15 protein-coding genes are annotated in these 18885 nt (G+C 53.0%); 1 reads left to right on the top strand and 14 read right to left on the bottom strand.

What is annotated here, in order from left to right; genetic code table 11:
* Positions 1-11 precede the first annotated feature (11 nt).
* The 7 genes from ACSFXJ_RS10300 to ACSFXJ_RS10270 form a co-directional block, all read right to left on the bottom strand.
* Positions 12-761 (bottom strand): TetR family transcriptional regulator, encoded by a 750-nt coding sequence (locus ACSFXJ_RS10300; protein WP_435925052.1) that lies wholly within the window; start codon positions 759-761, stop codon positions 12-14.
* Positions 762-920: 159 nt separating this feature from the next.
* Entirely contained in the window at positions 921-1208 is a 288-nt protein-coding gene (locus ACSFXJ_RS10295) for a stage VI sporulation protein F (protein WP_435925731.1), read from the bottom strand.
* Between the two features lie 94 nt (positions 1209-1302).
* Complete coding sequence (locus tag ACSFXJ_RS10290; protein WP_435925051.1) at positions 1303-3606, bottom strand: endo-1,4-beta-xylanase; 2304 nt, start codon at positions 3604-3606, stop codon at positions 1303-1305.
* 676 nt (positions 3607-4282) lie between these two features.
* Entirely contained in the window at positions 4283-6328 is a 2046-nt protein-coding gene (gene recG, locus ACSFXJ_RS10285; protein WP_435925050.1) for an ATP-dependent DNA helicase RecG, read from the bottom strand.
* A gap of 37 nt (positions 6329-6365) precedes the next feature.
* Positions 6366-7235 (bottom strand): DegV family protein, encoded by an 870-nt coding sequence (locus tag ACSFXJ_RS10280; protein WP_435925049.1) that lies wholly within the window; start codon positions 7233-7235, stop codon positions 6366-6368.
* A gap of 23 nt (positions 7236-7258) precedes the next feature.
* The gene (locus ACSFXJ_RS10275) at positions 7259-9022 is read right to left on the bottom strand and encodes a DAK2 domain-containing protein (RefSeq protein WP_435925048.1); all 1764 of its coding nucleotides are present in this window, start codon (positions 9020-9022) and stop codon (positions 7259-7261) included.
* 14 nt (positions 9023-9036) lie between these two features.
* Entirely contained in the window at positions 9037-9396 is a 360-nt protein-coding gene (locus ACSFXJ_RS10270) for an Asp23/Gls24 family envelope stress response protein (RefSeq protein WP_435925047.1), read from the bottom strand.
* A gap of 176 nt (positions 9397-9572) precedes the next feature.
* On the opposite strand from ACSFXJ_RS10270, the gene rpmB reads away from it, so the two are divergent.
* A complete protein-coding gene (gene rpmB, locus ACSFXJ_RS10265) occupies positions 9573-9761 on the top strand; it encodes a 50S ribosomal protein L28 (RefSeq protein ID WP_044479170.1) in 189 nt (62 codons plus the stop codon).
* A gap of 94 nt (positions 9762-9855) precedes the next feature.
* Here rpmB and spoVM read toward each other — a convergent pair whose 3' ends face one another.
* The 7 genes from spoVM to ACSFXJ_RS10230 form a co-directional block, all read right to left on the bottom strand.
* The gene (gene spoVM, locus ACSFXJ_RS10260; RefSeq protein ID WP_036621610.1) at positions 9856-9936 is read right to left on the bottom strand and encodes a stage V sporulation protein SpoVM; all 81 of its coding nucleotides are present in this window, start codon (positions 9934-9936) and stop codon (positions 9856-9858) included.
* A 174-nt stretch (positions 9937-10110) separates the two neighbouring features.
* Complete coding sequence (gene rpe, locus ACSFXJ_RS10255) at positions 10111-10782, bottom strand: ribulose-phosphate 3-epimerase (RefSeq protein ID WP_435925046.1); 672 nt, start codon at positions 10780-10782, stop codon at positions 10111-10113.
* A 4-nt stretch (positions 10783-10786) separates the two neighbouring features.
* The gene (gene rsgA / locus ACSFXJ_RS10250) at positions 10787-11695 is read right to left on the bottom strand and encodes a ribosome small subunit-dependent GTPase A (RefSeq protein ID WP_435925045.1); all 909 of its coding nucleotides are present in this window, start codon (positions 11693-11695) and stop codon (positions 10787-10789) included.
* A gap of 52 nt (positions 11696-11747) precedes the next feature.
* Positions 11748-13904: a Stk1 family PASTA domain-containing Ser/Thr kinase gene (pknB, locus tag ACSFXJ_RS10245; protein ID WP_435925044.1), complete on the bottom strand. Its 2157-nt coding sequence runs from the start codon at positions 13902-13904 to the stop codon at positions 11748-11750.
* Entirely contained in the window at positions 13901-14674 is a 774-nt protein-coding gene (locus tag ACSFXJ_RS10240) for a Stp1/IreP family PP2C-type Ser/Thr phosphatase (RefSeq protein WP_435925043.1), read from the bottom strand. The genes pknB and ACSFXJ_RS10240 overlap by 4 nt, the downstream gene beginning before the upstream one ends.
* A gap of 6 nt (positions 14675-14680) precedes the next feature.
* Positions 14681-15727 (bottom strand): 23S rRNA (adenine(2503)-C(2))-methyltransferase RlmN, encoded by a 1047-nt coding sequence (gene rlmN, locus ACSFXJ_RS10235; RefSeq protein ID WP_435925042.1) that lies wholly within the window; start codon positions 15725-15727, stop codon positions 14681-14683.
* Between the two features lie 240 nt (positions 15728-15967).
* Complete coding sequence (locus ACSFXJ_RS10230; RefSeq protein WP_435925730.1) at positions 15968-18544, bottom strand: DUF5704 domain-containing protein; 2577 nt, start codon at positions 18542-18544, stop codon at positions 15968-15970.
* Between the last annotated feature and the right edge of the window lie 341 nt (positions 18545-18885).

Raw genomic sequence — 18885 nt, 5'->3', positions numbered from 1 at the left:
ATGGATGAAATTTAAATAAACAAAAATCGTACGATTTCGCCGGCTTCCTTACGTAAGGTTCCGCGCCGCAATGACGGCAAAGCACACCCCGTCAGCCCGGCCAGCAGCCATTCCGCCCGCCGTTCCAAAGCCTCTGGGCCGGCACGCGGGACGTCCGCCGCTTCCGATTCGCCGCCGCTTCCGCCCAGGGTTAACGATCCGGCCAGAGGGAGCAGCACCTGCTTCCGGTATGCCGATGCCAGAAGTTCCGCCTGCCCGGCGGGAAGCTGCCGGTAATGATCGGCGCCCAGGAGGCAGGCCAAATAAAAAGCACGATCCTCCGCCCAGGCTTGAAGCAGTCTGACGGCCAAGGACGCAAGGCCGTTGCCGTGGCCGTTGCCGTTCCGGTCCCGGGCCGCTCCGGACACGGGCGCGGATGGGGATGCGGATACGGTTCGAGCTTGCGCAACCGCGGTTGAAGGAACCGGGCCGAGGGATCCGCCGTTTCCTATGACCTCCCGTCGGCCCGTAACGGCGACAGGCTCCGCCAGCCAAATATCCGCGGCCCGCTCCAGCCCTTGAAGCAACAAATCATATAGCAAATCGGATTTATTGTTATAGTAATGGTACACCGTTCCATAACCCAAGCCGGCCGCGGCAGCCACATCGCGAATTTCCATCAGCATGTTTTTGTCGAGGTACACATCGGCGGCAGCCTTCAAAATCTGCTTCATCCGCCGGAGTCGAATTTGTTCGTTTTGCTCTTTCGTCCGTGGAGTCATGGTTTCCTCCCTTTATATTTTGACCTACTGTCATGTCAATTTAAAAATACAATATATTCCCGCCAAAATCAAACGGCAAAGCAAAATGTCAGCCGGTTCATCCCGGCTGACCGATTGGGCCGGTTCGGACCGGCTCATATTTAGCTTGACAATACCGATTTAACGAAACATTCCCCACAGCTTTAATAGATGAAGCTTGTTCTTCGGATCGATCTTTTGCGCGAGGACAAACTGCACGATTTGCTCTTCCTGCGCTCCCGTCAAGCGTTCGTTCAGAAGGGACGAGGCCGCTCTCACGAGCCTGCGTACCTTCGCTCGATCCTGCAGGTCGATCTTCGTCAAACCCTCCACTAGACTTTTAACCCGATCCTTCACGGTCGGATTTTTCATTTTGAACTTAATGCGTTCCACCAGCTGCGGGCTGATTCCAAACTGATAGTAGTTCACCAAAGGCAATTTACACCTCCCCGTTCATAGGCCTTCTCTCTAGCATATGACGGGGAGGCTGTACATAGTGCAGGTTAACCTTAAATCCCGCGAATTATTGCGGCTCCGTTCCCCAAACGAGCTGGCCGTTTCTGTAAAGAGTCACTTTGTCCCATGCGGAGTAGGAAGTATGTGCCGCGTTGAACGAATAATCGTTCGCCTCATTAAAGTTGGACCAATTGCTCTTGTGGTTGCGCGTTTGGATTTCGCCCGAGTTACCGCCGGCAGCGATGCTTCCTGCCGAAGCGCCGAAGCTGACTTCCAGATAGGAATCGGCTCCCGATTTTCCTTCGCTCATTTTTACGTGTTTGCCGATCACGTTGGAGGAGCCGATTTGGGCATAGTCGCAAAAGAACGTGGCGGAGATGTCCGAGTCTGCGGTATACCAGTAGCGAATCGTCAGCTCGTTCAGATTGACGGCGGCCGTTCCCTTATTTTTTATGATAAAAAAGGGCTTGATCTGATTATCCGTAGCATTCGTATCCGCCGCCTTATATTGCAGCTCCAAATCGCCGGGAGGCGGAGTCGTGCCTTGCTTCGGCGTGGCGCTGGCCTGGACCGAATTCGCGCTCTCGCCGGACGAGTTGACCGCGCTGACGACATAATAATACGTCATATCGTTCGTCACGGCCGTATCCGAATAGTTTGTTCCCGTCACGCTCGCGATCGTTTCGTAAGGCCCGCCGCTCGTTAAAGAACGTTTAACCGCATAGGAGGTTGCGGCGGCGGAGGCGTTCCAATTCAGCGAGACCACGCCGTCCCCCGCGCCGGCGCTCAATCCGGACGGCGGAGAAGGAACGGCCGGAAGGTTCACGATGGCCCAGTAAGCCGGTTTGGACTGCAAATATTCGTCGAATAAAAGCGGCCAATTGTTGCGGGCAACCGGGAAGGTGCGAAGCCAGGTGTTACCGTCGTCTTTTCCCCACAGCGTAACATTGGTCACGGTGTCCTTATGCTTTTTGAAAATATCGAACAACTGCTTGTACAACGTGGCTTGTCTTTGCTTCAAATCTTCCGGGAACGTATCGTATCTCTGCGAGTCGCTGTGATAAACGCTGACATCAAGCTCGGTAATGTGGGTTTCCAGGCCAAGGCTCTTAAATTTGACGATGGAATTTTCGATCTCCGTCAACGTCGGATAATAAAGGCTGATATGCGTCTGATGGCCCACGCCGTGGACCGGTATTCCCTTGGCCTGCAGCCGCTGGATCAAATTGTACATCGCCTGGCTTTTTGCGGATTCATGGGTATTGTAATCGTTGATGAACAGGATGGCGTTAGGATCCGCCTCGTGGGCGAATTCGAATGCCTTTTCGATATATTCCTCTCCGGCAATCTGGTACCACAAGCTGCGGCGGAGTCCGTCAGGCTGGGAGGCGTCGATAACCTCGTTCACGACATCCCAAGCGTAAATTTGCCCCTTGTAGCGCTCCATGACGGTTTCGATATGAGCCTTCATCCGCTGATACAGCAGCTCCTTGGTGGCCAAGTTCCCCTGATTGTCATAAAACACCCAGTCCGGCGTTTGCGAATGCCATACCAGCGTATGTCCCCTTAACTCCATCCCGTTATCGGCGGCGAACTGGACCGCCTTATCCGCCTCGCTAAAATCAAAGTTGCCTTCGGACGGCTCGGTGCTGTCCCATTTCAAAACATTGCCGGGAGTTACGCTGTTAAAATGCTTGATCATCAACTCCTTATCGGCGGCTTTAAACAGCTCGCTGTTGCTGAATGCCGTGCCGATCAGAAAGTCGCCGGCAAAAACATCCTGCAATGAAGGGATATCTTTTTCAATGACGATCGGATCGGGATCGGGCAGTTGCTGAAGGCTAAAGTCATCGAGGTATATACCGGTCTCCGCGCTGTTTGGGGCTTCAAAATAAATCGACAGGTTGTCCGCCGCTTCCAACAGCTCATATTCCGCTTCAACCTTGACCCAGCCGTTGTTGCTCGCCGCGGCGTAGGTGAGGTTTTCATAATAGGTCCGGGCCGGCGTCGTACGCTGCATCGACATGTAGATATTCGTGTTGGCCGCTCCGGCGGGTAGCTTGACCCAGCCGGTAAACAAATAAGTATGACCCGGCTCCATTTGCGCCGTCACGTCCAGTGTCGGACCATGCCATGTCTTCGTGCGGCCGGTGACTTCCAGACCGTATGAACCGCTGCGCGCCGCGGCGGCAACCGCGTTCAGCCCTTCCACGCCACCCCGCGGAGCCCAGCCTTGCGTAGTCCCGTCCTCAAAGTCGCTTTGCAGGAGCAGCGTACTTTCCGCCCGGGCAGGCGAAACGGAATACATCGTGAACAGCAAGCTTAGGATTGCCAAGGCGTTAAGCGCTTTCATGAAAAACCGTTGTCTCATTCCAATCATTCTCCTTCCTGAAATAGATTTTCGCAGTGCATCGCTTTCGAGCATTTTTCGAGCAATCACCACCTTTCAACAAAGGGTAACTGAGGGTGGGTCATGGCTGACTACGGAAAGTAAGTATAGGAAGCTAGGAATAAGCCGGGAGTAAGCTGAGAGCAAGGAGCATGAAACATAGGAGCACAAGATTATAGAAGCATAGAAACATAGTAGCTGGCGAAATCAAAGTGCGGCAGTTTTGGCGTAAGGGAAAAGCGGTAAACGCTGGAGAGGAACATGAAATCAATGAAGAAGGTATGTATGATCGAAAAAGCAAGGAATTTTATGGTATATAATGGCTAGTTATAGCAAAATTATATTATCTTTGGTAGATGTTGACAAGCATGAATTTGGGCCCCGCTCTTCACGTGAAGGGGAGCGTACTTCATCGTTGGATAAAATTCAACGAAACCTTCAATGAGCAGCCACATGAAGCAGTTTGATTGGACAAAATCCAACCGGGAAGACCGATTCAGGTATATCTCGCCCGTTTCCGGGCATTTGATTGGATCTTTTCCAACGAGGAACCCGAAATCGAAGACTAAGCCGGGCTTCCATTGGATTTTTTCCAAGCAACGGAGCAAAAAAATGACGGAGACGGGATATCCCGACACCGTCATTTCTATCACCATGCTTAATCAAGCAGCTCGCCCTGCAAAATCTGCTCCCGCTGGAGAAAGCTCCGCAGCGGAACGTACGCGGGCGCCGTCCAAAAGGACGGATCGCCCACCAGCCGGGCGGCGTCGTCCCGCGCCGCCTCGAGCACCTTGAAATCGCTGACCATGTCCGCGATTCGAAATTCCGGCACCCCGCTCTGCTTGGTGCCGAAGAAGTCCCCGGGACCGCGCAGCTCCAGGTCCCGCCGGGCCACTTCGAAGCCGTCGTCCGTCTCGGTCATGACGCGCATGCGCTCCTGACCGACCTCCGACTTCGGATCCGCAATGAGCACGCAGTACGACTCGTGCTCCCCCCGGCCGACCCGTCCCCGCAGCTGATGCAGCTGCGATAAGCCGAAACGGTCGGCGTCCATAATAATCATCAGCGTCGCATTCGGTACGTCGACGCCGACCTCCACGACGGTCGTCGAGACGAGCAGCTGGACTTCGCCGTCATAGAACGAGCGCATGACCTCGTCTTTTTCGGCGGACGTCATCCTTCCGTGCAGAAGGCCGACCTTAAAATCCGGAAACGCCTGCTGCATCCCGACATAAAGATCGATCGCATTCTGCACGTCCAGCTTGTCGGATTCCTCAATCAGCGGACAGATGAGATAGGCTTGGCGGCCCAGCGAAATTTCCCGGGAGATAAAACCGAGCACCCGGTCCATCATATCGTGCTTGACCCAATAAGTCGAAATCGGCTTCCGGCCTTTCGGCCGCTCTGACAGCGTAGACACGTCCATGTCGCCGAAAGCGGTAATGGCCAGCGTCCGCGGGATCGGCGTCGCCGTCATCGTCAGCACATCGGGACTGAAGCCCTTGCGGCGCAAAATGCTGCGCTGGTTCACGCCGAAACGGTGCTGCTCATCCGTGACGACAAGACTGAGCGAACGGAAAAATACGTCCTCCTGGATCAGCGCGTGAGTGCCGACGACGATATCCGTCAGGCCGAGCTGCAGCGAAGCAAGCAGGTCTTTGCGTTTTCGGCCGGTCACGCTGCCCGTCAGCAAACCGACCGTGATGCCGAACGGCTCGAACAGCCGCGTCAACGAACGGACATGCTGCTCCGCCAAAATTTCGGTCGGAACCATAAACGCCCCCTGATGACCGGACTTGACCGCCGCGAACAGTGCGATAGCCGCAATGACCGTCTTGCCGGAGCCGACATCGCCCTGGAGCAGCCGGTTCATGCAGTACGGTGACCGCATGTCCTGCAAAATCTCCAGCTCCACTTTTTTCTGGGCATCCGTCAGCTCAAACGGCAGACTCCGCACAAACTCGCGGATCGTCGCATTGTCCGCCTCATGCCGGACGCCGTCCATACGCTCATGATTCATGGCCCGGTAGGCCTGAAGCTTCAGTTGAAACAAAAACAACTCCTCGTACACCATCCTGCGCCGGGCGAGCTGTCCTTCTTCGCTATCCTGCGGCTGATGGATCCGCTGAATTGCCCGCTTGCGCGGCATTAAATCATATCTGCTGAGCAGCTCGGCAGGCAGATTTTCAGGAATCATCTCCCCGTATTGCACCAACGCCTGTCCGATCGTTTTGCGGATCCAGGCTTGCGTGATTTTCCCGCCGACCGAATAAACAGGCTGAAGACTGCCGCTACGGACCGTCCCTTTATCGGGAAATTCCGATTCCGACACCGTGAGCTGGCTCCGGCGCAAGTCCCATTTTCCCGTTAAAATAATGTCCCGGCCCGCCGTAAGTTCATCCCGCAAAAAATGACGGTTAAACCATGTCGCCGTAAACATCCAGTCCTCGGCCACCATTTTGCACGTCAATCTCGATTTTTTGCCGTAACGCTGAAGTACCGGAACCCCTATGATTTTAGCCTGGACGGTAATTTTATCGCCATCCTTGGCTTCCGTCAGGGAGCGAAGCCGGTAATCCTCGTAGCGGAACGGATAATATTCGATTAAATCATTCACCGTAAAGACGCCAAAGGCGTGAAGCTCTCCTGCTTTAAGAGCGCTCACGCCGCTGACCTGCCTTACGGGGATTTCATTCAAATCCACGTAAATCCCTCACTTTGAAACTATATGAGCCGAGCTATCATGCCGGCCAGACAAACACGGCTACCGTGCCGGGGCCTACATGCGTCCCGACCACCGCTCCGATGCTGGTTCGCACGATCTCATGCAGCGTGAAATGCTCGGACAACAGCCGGATCATTTCCTCGGCACCTTCCGGATTGACGGCGTCGCACACCGCCACGTTTACATCCTTCAGATCGTCGAAGTCGTTCTTAAAGAGCTCGATGACTTTGGAGACGGCCTTTTTATGGCCCCGGATTTTATCGACCGGATAAATGACGCCTTCTTGATCCACCGACAAAATCGGCTTGATATTGAGAAGCGAACCGACAATCGCTGCCGACTTCCGGATCCGGCCTCCCTTTTGCAAATAATCGAGCACATCCACCAAAAAGTAAAGTCTGCGGCTCTTGCCGACACGCTCCACTTCGTCTTTGATCTCCGACGCCGCGGCCCCCTGTTTTGCCATTCGCGCGGCCAGAACGACCTGAAGACCGAATCCGTAAGTAGCGCACAGGGAGTCGATTACGGTAATGTCGAGATCTTCTCCCGTTTCTTCCTCCAGCATGCTTTTGGCGAGCACCGCCGATTGATACGTACCGCTCATCCCGGAAGAAATATGAATCGAAATGATCGGAGCCCCGGGATGCTGCTGCATCAAATTGCGGTATACCTCCACATATTGGGATGGAGAGGTTTGCGAAGTGGTCGGCAAATCGCGGGACTTGGTCAGTTTATCGTAAAATTCCTCTACCGTAATGTCGATGCCTTCCAGAAAGGATTCGTCCCCGAAGGCGAGCCGCATCGGTACGATATGAATTCCATACTCCTCGACCATCGCCTTCGGGACATCCGCCGTGCTGTCGGCAACTATAATCGCCTGCTTCATAGAGATCTCCATCCTTTCACGCTTTAGGATTCAACCGAGAACAAATAATAATAGATCGGCTGGCCGCCGCTGTGGATCTCCACTTCGGCGTCAGGATAAACCTCATGAATCCAAGCTGCAAGGGACTCGGTCATTTCATCGGTTCCCTCTTCGCCCACCAGAATGGTCACAATTTCATCGCCGCTGACCAGCATTTTGGACAGCAAGCCCTGGGATGTTTCCAGGAGACCTTCTTCGGTGCTTACGATTTTGGAATCCGCAATTCCGATAAAATGCCCGGCTTTGATTTCCAAATCGTCAAAAACCGTATCCCGGACCGCATATGTAACTTGTCCGGTCTTTACGTGCTGCACCGCATTCAGCATATTGTCCGCATTCGCCTCGGCGCTCTCATCCTCCTGGAATGCAAAAGCTGCCGCGATGCCTTGGGGAATGCTTTTGCTCGGAATGACGGTCACGCTGCGTTCGCCTTCCAGCAAATCACGGGCCTGCTGTGCTGCCAGCACAATATTCGAATTGTTCGGCAGCACAAAAATATGCTGTGCCGAAATGGAATGAATCGCTTTAACGAAGTCTTCGGTACTCGGGTTCATCGTCTGCCCGCCGGACAAAACGACGTCCACGCCAAGGCTCTTGAAAATATCGGAGATCCCTTGTCCCGAAGCGACGGCTATGAATCCGTAAGGAGCCATCTCATCGGCAGGCAGCCCGGCCGGGTCCACAGGACGGGACGGTTCCGCAGGAATTTCGGCGAACAGCTCCGGCATCGGAGCCGCGTCCATACCTGCCGTAAGCAGGTCGCGATGCTGCTCGCGCATGTTCAGAATATGAATTTGCGTAATTTCCCCGTAACGCAACGCAAGATTAAGAACCTCGCCAGGCGCTTTGGAGTGAACATGAACTTTAATCACTTCGTCATCGGCAATCACAATGATGGAGTCTCCATTTTGTGATAGCGCTTTCCTGAATTGATCCTCGTCGAATTGCGAATTCGGACCCTCTCCCAGCAAACGGTTAATAAAGAATTCCATATCGTACAAAAATTCAATATCTTCCGTTTCCAGCTTGGCTTGCGCGGAAACGGAATAATCCGCCGCCACGTGCAGAGGTTGCCGGTCCGGAGTTGACGGAATCGCCTTTTCCGCCTGTACAGGTACGTGAGTTTGCGCTTTGCCGGTCAGCTGCTCCAAAAATCCTTCATAAATATAAACGAGTCCCTGACCGCCGGAGTCCACGACACCGACTTGTTTCAGGACCGGCAAAAGCTCAGGCGTACTGGCAAGCGCTTCTTTGGCTTTGGCCAGAACCTCGGTCATAAGCTCCGCAACATCCGTAGTCCGTCTTGCGTAAAAAACCGCATGCTTGGCTGCTTCCTTCGCCACCGTAAGGATCGTTCCCTCAACCGGTTTCACCACCGCTTTATAGGCGGTATCGACGCCGCTTTGCAGCGCGGCCGCAAATTGAACCGTATTCAGTTCTTCGTATGAAGCGGCATAACGGCTGAACCCGCGGAACAACTGGGACAAAATAACCCCGGAATTGCCGCGTGCGCCCATCAGAAGTCCTTTGGACAGAACTCCCGCCCGGCTGCCTAGGCCCCCCGCTCCATTATTTTTCAGCTCGGTTACACCGGCCGTCATTGTCAAATTCATGTTCGTCCCCGTGTCCCCGTCGGGAACCGGAAATACGTTTAGCGAGTTTACATGCTCGGCATGCTTGCTCAGCCGCTCCGCCCCGGCAAGAACCATGGCGGTAAAATCTGTTCCATTTAAAGAACGCTTACTCAAGAGAATTCCCCTTCCTAGCTTGATACACGTACGCCTTGAACCACGACGCCGACCTCGGCGACTTCAAGCCCAACGATTTCACTCAGCACGTATTTTACTTTTTGCTGTATGTTGTGTGCGACCTCGGAAATTTTCGTGCCATAACTGACTATAATATAAAGATGAATTGCCAATCGATTATTATCCAGGTTCACTTCCACACCCCGGGCCAGATTTTCCCGCCCAAGCAATTCGGCGATGCCGTCTTTAAATTGCTTTCGGCTTGCCATTCCCACCAGTCCATAACATTCCATGGCGGCCGATCCGGCGATAACCGCTATCGCTTCATCCGATATATCGATATGTCCATATTCGGTATTCAATTGTATAGCCACGCCTATTCTCACTCCTCCCTTGAAATTATTATGGACTAAACAATATTGTACTATAAGAATAAAGAGAAAGAAATATTGTTTTATCATTGGTTGACGGAGCTTTTTTCGCTATGATATTATATATAAGTATTGTTATGTTTTTAGTGACAGGTGTATTGGAACAGGAGGTGTAATAAATGTCTCGCAAATGCTATGTAACTGGCAAAAAGCCAAGCAGTGGTAACCATGTATCCCACGCTAACAATCGCAACCGCCGTTCTTGGGGCGTAAACGTACAAAAAGTTCGGATCCTGGTTGACGGTAAACCTAAACGCGTATACGTCAGCACTCGGGCCTTGAAATCCGGTAAAGTGACTCGCGTGTAAAACTTGAATAAGCATATAGACAAAAAGCACCTTTCCTGAAGAGGTGCTTTTTTGGTGCTTCCTGGCTTTACCGATCCGATCTCTCGTTAGCGCCCTAGTTTTTGTGAAACGTGTTCAATACAGCCTTGACGAAACCTCCCAGAAACTTAGGCAGCTTGAATGTGTAAAATTTCATCGTTCACCCTCCCCATCATTCTCATGCCTTCCCCATATTCTATGATTGTTGCCTTCTACCCGTGTTCATTTTCACCACAAAAAAAAGGCTACATGAGAACCCTGCTCATGTAACCCATTGTATGCGCCGAGGCGCTCCCCTATGCCAAGGGATAAGCCGTTATTATCCTCGCAATCAGACTCCGGAATGAATGCTTTCCCTGATCTCGTCTATCGCTGCCTTCCGGTCGCTGCGGCCGAACACCGCATTCCCGGCGACCAGGACGTCAGCGCCTGCGGCAACGACAAGCGGTGCCGTCGCGGCGGCTACGCCTCCGTCGACTTCGATCCGCAGATGGTCCAGGCCGAGCTCCTGCTTCCATTCCCGGATCTGACGGATTTTGCGCAGCGTCGCCGGAATAAAGGCTTGCCCGCCGAAGCCGGGATTCACCGTCATGACCAGCACCAGATCGAGATCCTCCAGCACCTCGCGAATCGCGGCTGCAGGAGTCGCCGGGTTGATGGCAACCCCCGCCTTGACTCCGTGCTCCTTGATCATATGGACGACGCGGTGCAGATGGACGCAGGCTTCGGCGTGCACGGTAATCACATGCGCTCCCGCCTGCGCAAAAGCCGGTATATAGCTTTCAGGCTTCTCGATCATCAGATGTACATCCAGCGGCAATTTGGTCAACGGTGCGATGGCTCCCATCACGAGCGGTCCGAATGTGAGATTCGGAACAAAATGGCCGTCCATGACGTCCACGTGCAGCCAGTCTGCTCCTCCCCGTTCCACGTCGGCCACTTCTTCACCAAGCTTTGCAAAGTCCGCGGATAAAATAGACGGTGCGATATAGATATTTGACATGAAGCTAATACCTCCGTTTTTTCTCTTTCATCTCTTCCTGGAACTGCACGTAATGATCGTAGCGGCTTTTTGCGATTTCGCCTGCCTCGGCCGCCTGCCTTACTTTGCAGCCCGGTTCGTGAAGATGGCTGCAGCCGCGGAATTTGCATTGCTCCGCAAACTCGTGAAACTCCGCGAAGCACGTGGACAGTTCCTCCACGCCCAGCTCCAGAAAATCAAGCTGGCTGAAGCCCGGCGTATCCGCTACATAGCCCCCGTTCTCCAGTTCGATCAGTTCGACATGGCGCGTCGTATGCCGCCCGCGTCCCAGCTTCATGCTGATTTCGCTCGTTTCCAGGGATAGTCCCGGAAGCATGGCATTCAGAAGCGACGATTTGCCTACTCCGGACTGGCCGGAAAATACGCTGATCTCCCCCGCCAACCGGGATTTGACCTCCTCGGTCCCGGCTCCGGTTAAGGAACTGGTCACAATGACATCGTATCCGATTTGTTCGTAAAGCGCTTTGACTTGTGCCGTCATGTCGCCGTCCGATCCTTCGTCAGCCTCATCCAGCAAATCTTCCTTCGTTAAACAGATCAGCGTACGGAGCCCGGCGTGCTCGATATGAACCAGGAACTTGTCCAACAGCTGCAGATTCAAGTCCGGCTCCCTTAACGAAAACAGCAAAACCGCGAGCTTCGCATTGGCGATCGGCGGGCGAATCAGTTCCGATTCGCGCGGCAAAATTTCATCGACGGTGCCCTCCCCGTTCTCGGTAGGCGTGTACACAACGCGGTCCCCGACGAGCGGAGTCAATCCTTTTTTCTTGAAAATACCGCGTCCGCGGCACTGCACGGTTTCCCCGGGTGCCGCGTCGGCGGGCTTCACATAGTAGTATCCGCTTAATGCCTTAACAATCAAGCCTTCAGGCATGCATGCCGGCCTCACTTTCATATGTGTCTGCCTTAACTAGCGCTTCAATGATTTATTCGTTCTCATTCCCATTGCCGTTACCCTTGTTTTTCCCTTTGGCTTTTCCGTTGCCGTTCGATTTATCGGCTTTGGCTACGGAGCCGTTATTGATCATTCCGGTTTCGGGAATAATCTCTTCCCCGTCATTCGAATTCATAAAACCGTCGTCTACCGGTTCATTTTCAGGGAGAGAAAGCTCCGGCACGGTTCCTTGCTTGGCGTCAATATAAGAGATCGGATACGTTTCAAGCAGCGTTCCGTCGCGAATGACGGAGACATACCCGTCCTTGTTCGGCGCCAGCACGAGGTCAACCGACAAATACTGCGGCTTGCCGATCGTTTTGGTGCCCCACTTGCGATCGTCGCCCCGTGCGTCTCCGTATTTGATTTCGATCTTGCTCTTTTGGCCATCGACAGCCGGAGTTACCGGGATTTCATAAGTGTACTGGATCGCCTCGGCCGGGTACCCCGAGCTGATGAACAGAGTCACGCCTTCCGAATCCGACGGCACAGGTTCTTTCGGCGCGAAAGGCCATTGTTCCAGCACCTTGCCGGCCTCCACCTCATAACTCGGCTTTTCCTGAATGCCGTCCTTCGCGATCGGGATATTCTTCTCCGCCAACATCGCCTTCGCTTCGTCCAGCGTTTTGCCTACGAGGTCCGGCATATTCACGCTTTCCTTGCCCTTGCTCACTGTAAGCACTATATCTACCGTTTCCGGATCGTACTCCGCGTTGGCATCCGGGCTTTGGCGGATGACTTTGCCGACCTCTTCCTCGCTGAATTCTTCGACCTTTCGAATCCGGTCTCGGGCGATGCCGAGCTGGATAAGCTGTTCCTCGGCATCTTCATAATTCTGAGTGGTCAATGAAGGCATTTTCGGAAGCTCCTGCGCGATGCTGACGGTCAAATCGATCGCCGCGCCTTCCTTGACCGTGGTCCCTTCCGGCTTGCTCTGCATATAAACAATGCCTTCGGCGACCCCTTCTTTGTATTGCTCAATTACGTCGCCGACTTCGAGGCCAAGCTCTTCCAGCCTTGTCGTCGCCTCCTGCTCGGTGAGATTCAGCACGTTCGGCACCTTCACCTCGGGGACGGTGACCATTTTATTGACATACCAGGCAACGCCAAGCATTGCCAAAAGCACAATGACCGTCAGACTGATCCATAGCGTGGCTTTCCCTTTGCCCGACGACTTGTTGGGGGCCTTTCCCTCGTCCTGCGATTGGGAATCGCGCGTAAGTTTGGAGCTTCCGGCCGCCGCCTTATTCGTCGGTTTAATGGCAGGAACGATTCTCGTGCTGTCCTCATCGATTTCGTCGGCGAAGGACAGCTTGGATTCCGTCCGCCGCTCCGGCAGCAGGCAGGTTTCCAGATCGCGCAGCATTTCCGAGGCCGATTGATAGCGTTCGGCAGGATTTTTGCGCATCGACTTGAGAATAATATTTTCCACGCTTTGCGGGATCATCGGATTGACGGACCGCGGCTCCTCAAAATGCTCCTGCAAATGTTTAAGAGCTACGCTGATCGGGCTTTCTCCCAAGAAGGGCAATTGACCCGTAAGCATTTGATATAAAACGATTCCGAGCGAGTATAAATCCGACTTTTCCCCTGTAGCGACGCCTTTGGCATGCTCCGGCGAAAAATAATGGACCGAGCCCACGACCGAGCCCGTCTGCGTGATCGTCGCGGAAGTCACGGCCCTGGCGATGCCGAAATCCGTTACCTTCACGCGCCCGTTGCGGCCGATCAATATATTATGAGGCTTAATATCGCGATGAATGATTTGATTATGATGGGCATGATCCAAAGCATCGGCGATTTGCGAAGCGATCCGGACCGCTTCCTCTACCTGCAGCGGCGCGCGTTCTTTAATGATTTCATTCAGATTCTGGCCTTCCACATACTCCATCACAATGTAATGAATGTCCTCTTCCTGGCCGACGTCATACACGCTGACGATATTCGGATGGGACAAAGATGCCGCAGACTGGGCTTCCCTGCGAAAACGGCGGATAAATTCCTCGTCATTCACAAATTGCTGCCGCAGCACCTTGATGGCTACGAACCGGTTCAACAAAATGTCCTGCGCCTTGTACACCAGCGCCATTCCGCCGCCTCCGACCCGTTCGATAATTTGATAACGACCGCCCAATTCGTGTCCGATCATGAATTCCACTCCTTTACGCTTGACCCGTCTTCTCCGCATTGCTCCAGCAGCGCAACCGTAATGTTGTCGTCGCCGCCCGCGAGCAGAGCAAGCCGAAGCAGACGGTCGGCGCGGTCATTCAGCTCAAGACCTTCCAAACCGAGCGTCTGGGTCATTTGTTCCGGCGTTACATAATTGCTGAGCCCGTCGCTGCATAGCAGCAGAATCTCTCCTGGCTCCAAGGAAACGGGAACCAGGTCTACAGCGACCTGCGGATCCGTTCCGAGCGCCCGGGTCACCACATTGCGATGCGGATGCATCGATGCCTCCTGCTCGCTGATTTGCTTCGATTTCAACAGCTCGTTGACCAAGGAATGATCCTCGGTCAGTTGGACTACGCCTCCCTGATAGAACTTGTAGGCCCGGCTGTCCCCGATATGGCCGATCATGCCTTCCCGGTCTCCCAGCAGCACGGCAACGACGGTCGTACCCATATTGTGGTATTCTTCGTGTGCCGAAGCCTCCCGGTAAATTACGTCATTGGCATGCAGAATCGCATCCTTCAGCTTTTCACCGCAAATCTCCACGGACAGACCGGAAGGAAGGTGGCGCAAATCCTGCACAATCGTATCCACCGCCAATCGGCTGGCGATATCCCCGGCCTGGTGGCCGCCCATACCGTCGGCGACGATCCCAAGGGTATACCCTTGATCGAGCCGATCGACCCAGGAACTGTCTTCATTGACCGAGCGAACCCGCCCGATATCAGTTAAGAAAACCGTCTTCATCAAATGACATCACCTCGCACCAGACTCCATATGCTTCGCCCGCAATTGACCGCAGGCAGCCGCAATATCATGGCCTTGCTCCCGGCGGATCGTGACGTTAATCCCCTTCTCCGCCAAAACACGCTGAAACTTGAAAATGTCGTTTCTGGATGTTCTCACATATTTCCGCTCCGGCACATGGTTGACCGGAATCAGATTGACATGACAGAGCATGTTTTTCAGAACTTCCGACAATTCTTCGGCATGCTCCGGCTGGTCGTTCACGCCGCCGATCAGGGCGTATTCGAACGTGACTCTGCGGCCCGTTTTGGCGATGTAGTAACGCAATGCTTCCATCACATCGTCAAACGGGAACCGCCGGTTGACCGGCATCAGCTTGGATCTCAACGCATCATTCGGCGCATGGATCGAAATCGCCAAATTGATCTGGGTATCCTCATCCGCGAATTTATAAATATTCGGGACAATCCCGCTTGTTGATACAGTAATATGCCGCTGACCGATGTTCAAGCCCTTTTCATGGATCATAATCCGCAAAAATTTCATCGTGGCTTCATAATTCTCGAACGGTTCGCCGGTACCCATAATCACGATACTGCTTACCCGTTCTCCGCGAGGATCGAGAATTTTCTGGGCTTGGACCACCTGGGCGACAATTTCTCCAGCCGTCAGGTTCCGTTTAAGACCGCCTAGCGTAGAGGCGCAAAACGTACATCCGACCTTGCATCCGACCTGAGTCGTCACGCAGATGCTGTTCCCGTAATTATGCTTCATAATAACCGTCTCAATGGCATGGTCGTCATGCAGACCGAACAAAAATTTGACGGTGCCGTCCTTCGACTCGTATTTCGCGATCTCATTCAAAGTGACAAAAGCGAACTGCTCGTCCAGCTTCTGTCTAAGCCCTTTGGACAAATTGGTCATTTCTTCAAAAGAGTTAACCCGCTTGGCGTAAAGCCAATCAAAAATCTGTCCGCCGCGAAAGGCGGGCTCCCCGTTTTCTACTGCCCACTGCTGAAGCTCTTCCAAAGAAAAATCATATATAAAAGGTTTCATTCTCACACACCTATTCGTAAATTTAATCGATTATGCCCAATCATTCTTCCTATTTTAGCACAAATCGCGATTACACTAAAGTGCGGGGTGCTGAGGGCCCTTTTTTATAGATACGGAGGGTCAGCGAAGCGGCGACTTTCGATGTCAAAAAAGGATAAAGCGCGGGACATACCCCGGCCTTTTCCGACGTATTTCCCGGCCTTATCCCTCAGGCGCTTCCCTGTTCAGTTTCTCTTTCGGTCAATGCGTGACCATCGGAACGAAGTCGTCCCGGCTGGAACGATTCGCATCATAAAAGACGACATCCCCATCCTGTAAGGCAAAAGTTCTGCCGTATGAATCGGTCGCCATCCGGGAATAGCCTTCCATCTGATACCACTGGTTCATCAGCGGAGCGTTAATATACTGCAAATAGGGATTCGACGGCGCTCCGCTGCGGATCGATTCAATGTTAAAGTTGACGATAATATATCCGTCGCGCAAAAAAATCGGCGATCGTTCCGTAAGCCCGTTATGGGTCCGCCCGTATTCCGCGACATGGGTTCCGGCCGCCACAACATAAACATCGGCAGGCAAACTGTATTCGCCGTACCATTTTTGGATGGATGCGTTAGCCCTTGCCGGATCTACCCCTGCAGGAATTCCGGTTTTCGGGCCGATCAGCGTGCGGGTACCCTCGTTCAGCTCAAGCAGGCTTAGGCTGCCGATAGGCGTTTTCTGTTTTGTCGCTTTTTCGATGAACCAATTGACATACCTGGCCCTTCCGACCCCTGCAATCTGATTGAAAGTATAATCGTGATCGTATTTGTAAAGCGCCGTATCCGTTAATTCCTCCAAAGGCACATTGCGCAAACGATCGTTCAAAATCACGTACCGCTCCACCTGATCCGCCGGGGAACCAATCTTGACGTATTTGTGATTTCCGGCATGGTAGTACAAATCGACCGGGAGTCTGGAACCCGTTTTTGCATCGACAAAATCAAACGAAGGCGTGATCCGGATTCGATCCGTAAGCCCGAACATATTCCCTTTCGTCTTCAGCTCGAACTTAAAATGATACCCGGTCTTGATGACGGCATTATTGTAAACCGGATGGCTTCCCGGCCGAACCGGCAACGTAAACCGGGATCCATTCCCCCGCGGAGCGCCGTCGATGCCGTTAAGCCCGACCCAATATGCCGCACCTGTCGGTAAAGCGGAGCCGACGGAGGAACGGAACACCGTCTCCCAACTGTAATCGGCGATATCCGTAATTCGAAAATCATACAGCCTTCCAACCACATCCACAGGGACGGTATCATATGCCGCATGATGGGTCAGATTCAAGTTGGCATTGGATTGCGAGGTCGCCGCGGTCGGCGCATTATGGGCGATCGTCCGAAACTCGATATTATAGAACCCTTCATCCACCCATACCGGCAAGTAGAAAGTAAAAGATTCTTTATGCTTATCGACTTCGATCCAGCTGTTTTTCGGATAAAAAAACGTTCTGGTCCCGTCATAAACATCGAAAGGAAAACGAACCTGTTTGCTGCCTATGTATTTAACGTAATTTCGATTCCCGTAACCAAGGTAATCGGTATGTTGGCCGCTATTTGGCATCTCCACGGTAAAGTTGCGCTCAAGGATGATCGCGGACCGTCCGGCCGCCGGGTTCGTCTTTTGGTTATGCGCTTTGTCATCCGATACGGAAGGGTAGATCACCACCGGCGTATGTACCGTGACGCTGTTGATGCCGTAAATCGGAAAGCTGGTATCCGCTCCGCCATTTATATTTCCGCCCATAATTGCGTAATAGATCGTACCGGTGCTCGGCTGATCCGCTTTATTCGTCTTGCTGACCGGAATTACGTTTCCTGGGCTGTAAAGCACATTTTCTCCGATTAGCGGTGCTTCCGGAATCGTTCCGGGCCTGGCTCCGCTTATTTCCGTTTGGCTTCCGTCCATAATCGTGCTCCCGTTGAACGTTAGCGTATCATTACTGACCTTCACTTGATCGACGGCGTTCTCCGCATCCGAACTTAAATCTTGATCAGGCACGCTCGGTCGGGTCTTGCCGCCGGACCTGCGTTCCGTAGATGCGTTTACCTGGCTGGGAGGGCTAGGCGGCGTAAAGCCGCTGGTCGGTGCAGAGGTATAGGTTGGCGGTGAATATCCGCCAGGCGCAATCCGAATCCCGCTGCCGTCGAACGCATAATTCCAAAGCGCGGCCTCACCGATTTTATATACTTCCAGATTTTCAATGACCCAGTAAGAATAGTCCCGTTCGATGGCATAACTTTTGGATACCGATTCGGTTGCCGTCTGGGGGTCAGGTTCCGTATGTGTTGTCCCGTCGGGGGCCGTCACTTCTTTGCCCGGATCCCAAGACAATTCGTAATCCTTGTTGACCGTAACATTGAAGGTGCACTTCCCGCTCATTTCCACAAATTTGTATTTGGATAAATAGCTTTTGGCAATCACATTCCCATACAGGCTTTCCGTTGTCGGAATCCCGTCCAGAACGTCAAATCGTTCGCCCCCCCGGCTGTCCGCTTTGATGACCGCACTTACATCCGGACCGTTTAAAGGAACATCCTTCACCTGCCCGCTGGGGGAAGGATTCGTGCATCCATCCGTCGGCGGAGACCCACCTTTCTTTTCGTAGTAAAAATAAACATAGTAAATCGGAAACTGTCCATTATACGTAAAACCCGGCGGATCGCCGGTTGCTTGGGGTCCACCCACAGGTTCATTTTGTGTGCTTTCCTGATAGCCTACGTACTTATAGTTGCTCGTTTCCGGCGTATGCGTGTATCCATAGGGCCGGTCTTTCATCAATTTTTCTGTCCGATCCCTAAATCCATCGATGCCGTTTAAGGGTTGGCCCGTCGTCGTGAAATGCTTGATAATAGCTTGTCCTTCAAGGGGTTCCAGTTCTATCCGAAAAAGAAAAGGGAAGTATTGGCGCTGGTAGGTGACCCCGTCTGCGAAGGGTGGGCCGGGGGTGATGATAGGTGACTTTGGTGCATCTAGAATTGCTTTAACACTAATCGTTTTAATTACCGTATCTGTCCCTATCCCAGTTTCTCCTTTTAGATATACATCTATTACAGTTGCAATCCTTGTTTTCCAAACATCATATGACTCACCATAACGCGCGGTGGTAAACATTTTAT

This window comes from Paenibacillus salivarius, from assembly GCF_051307165.1.
Classification (GTDB): domain Bacteria; phylum Bacillota; class Bacilli; order Paenibacillales; family Paenibacillaceae; genus Fontibacillus.
The sequence above is the reverse complement of the archived record's forward strand: the minus strand, read 5'-3'. Positions and strand labels throughout refer to the sequence as shown.

Coding starts and splice junctions, on each gene's coding strand:
- ACSFXJ_RS10290 (WP_435925051.1), bottom strand. CDS start 3,606: ATGAGACAACGGTTTTTCATGAAAGCGCTTAACGCCTTGGCAATCCTA.
- ACSFXJ_RS10300 (WP_435925052.1), bottom strand. CDS start 761: ATGACTCCACGGACGAAAGAGCAAAACGAACAAATTCGACTCCGGCGG.
- spoVM (WP_036621610.1), bottom strand. CDS start 9,936: ATGAAATTTTACACATTCAAGCTGCCTAAGTTTCTGGGAGGTTTCGTC.
- pknB (WP_435925044.1), bottom strand. CDS start 13,904: ATGATCGGACACGAATTGGGCGGTCGTTATCAAATTATCGAACGGGTC.
- ACSFXJ_RS10230 (WP_435925730.1), bottom strand. CDS start 18,544: ATGAAAGACCGGCCCTATGGATACACGCATACGCCGGAAACGAGCAAC.
- rpe (WP_435925046.1), bottom strand. CDS start 10,782: ATGTCAAATATCTATATCGCACCGTCTATTTTATCCGCGGACTTTGCA.
- rsgA (WP_435925045.1), bottom strand. CDS start 11,695: ATGCCTGAAGGCTTGATTGTTAAGGCATTAAGCGGATACTACTATGTG.
- ACSFXJ_RS10280 (WP_435925049.1), bottom strand. CDS start 7,235: ATGAAGCAGGCGATTATAGTTGCCGACAGCACGGCGGATGTCCCGAAG.
- rlmN (WP_435925042.1), bottom strand. CDS start 15,727: ATGAAACCTTTTATATATGATTTTTCTTTGGAAGAGCTTCAGCAGTGG.
- rpmB (WP_044479170.1), top strand. CDS start 9,573: ATGTCTCGCAAATGCTATGTAACTGGCAAAAAGCCAAGCAGTGGTAAC.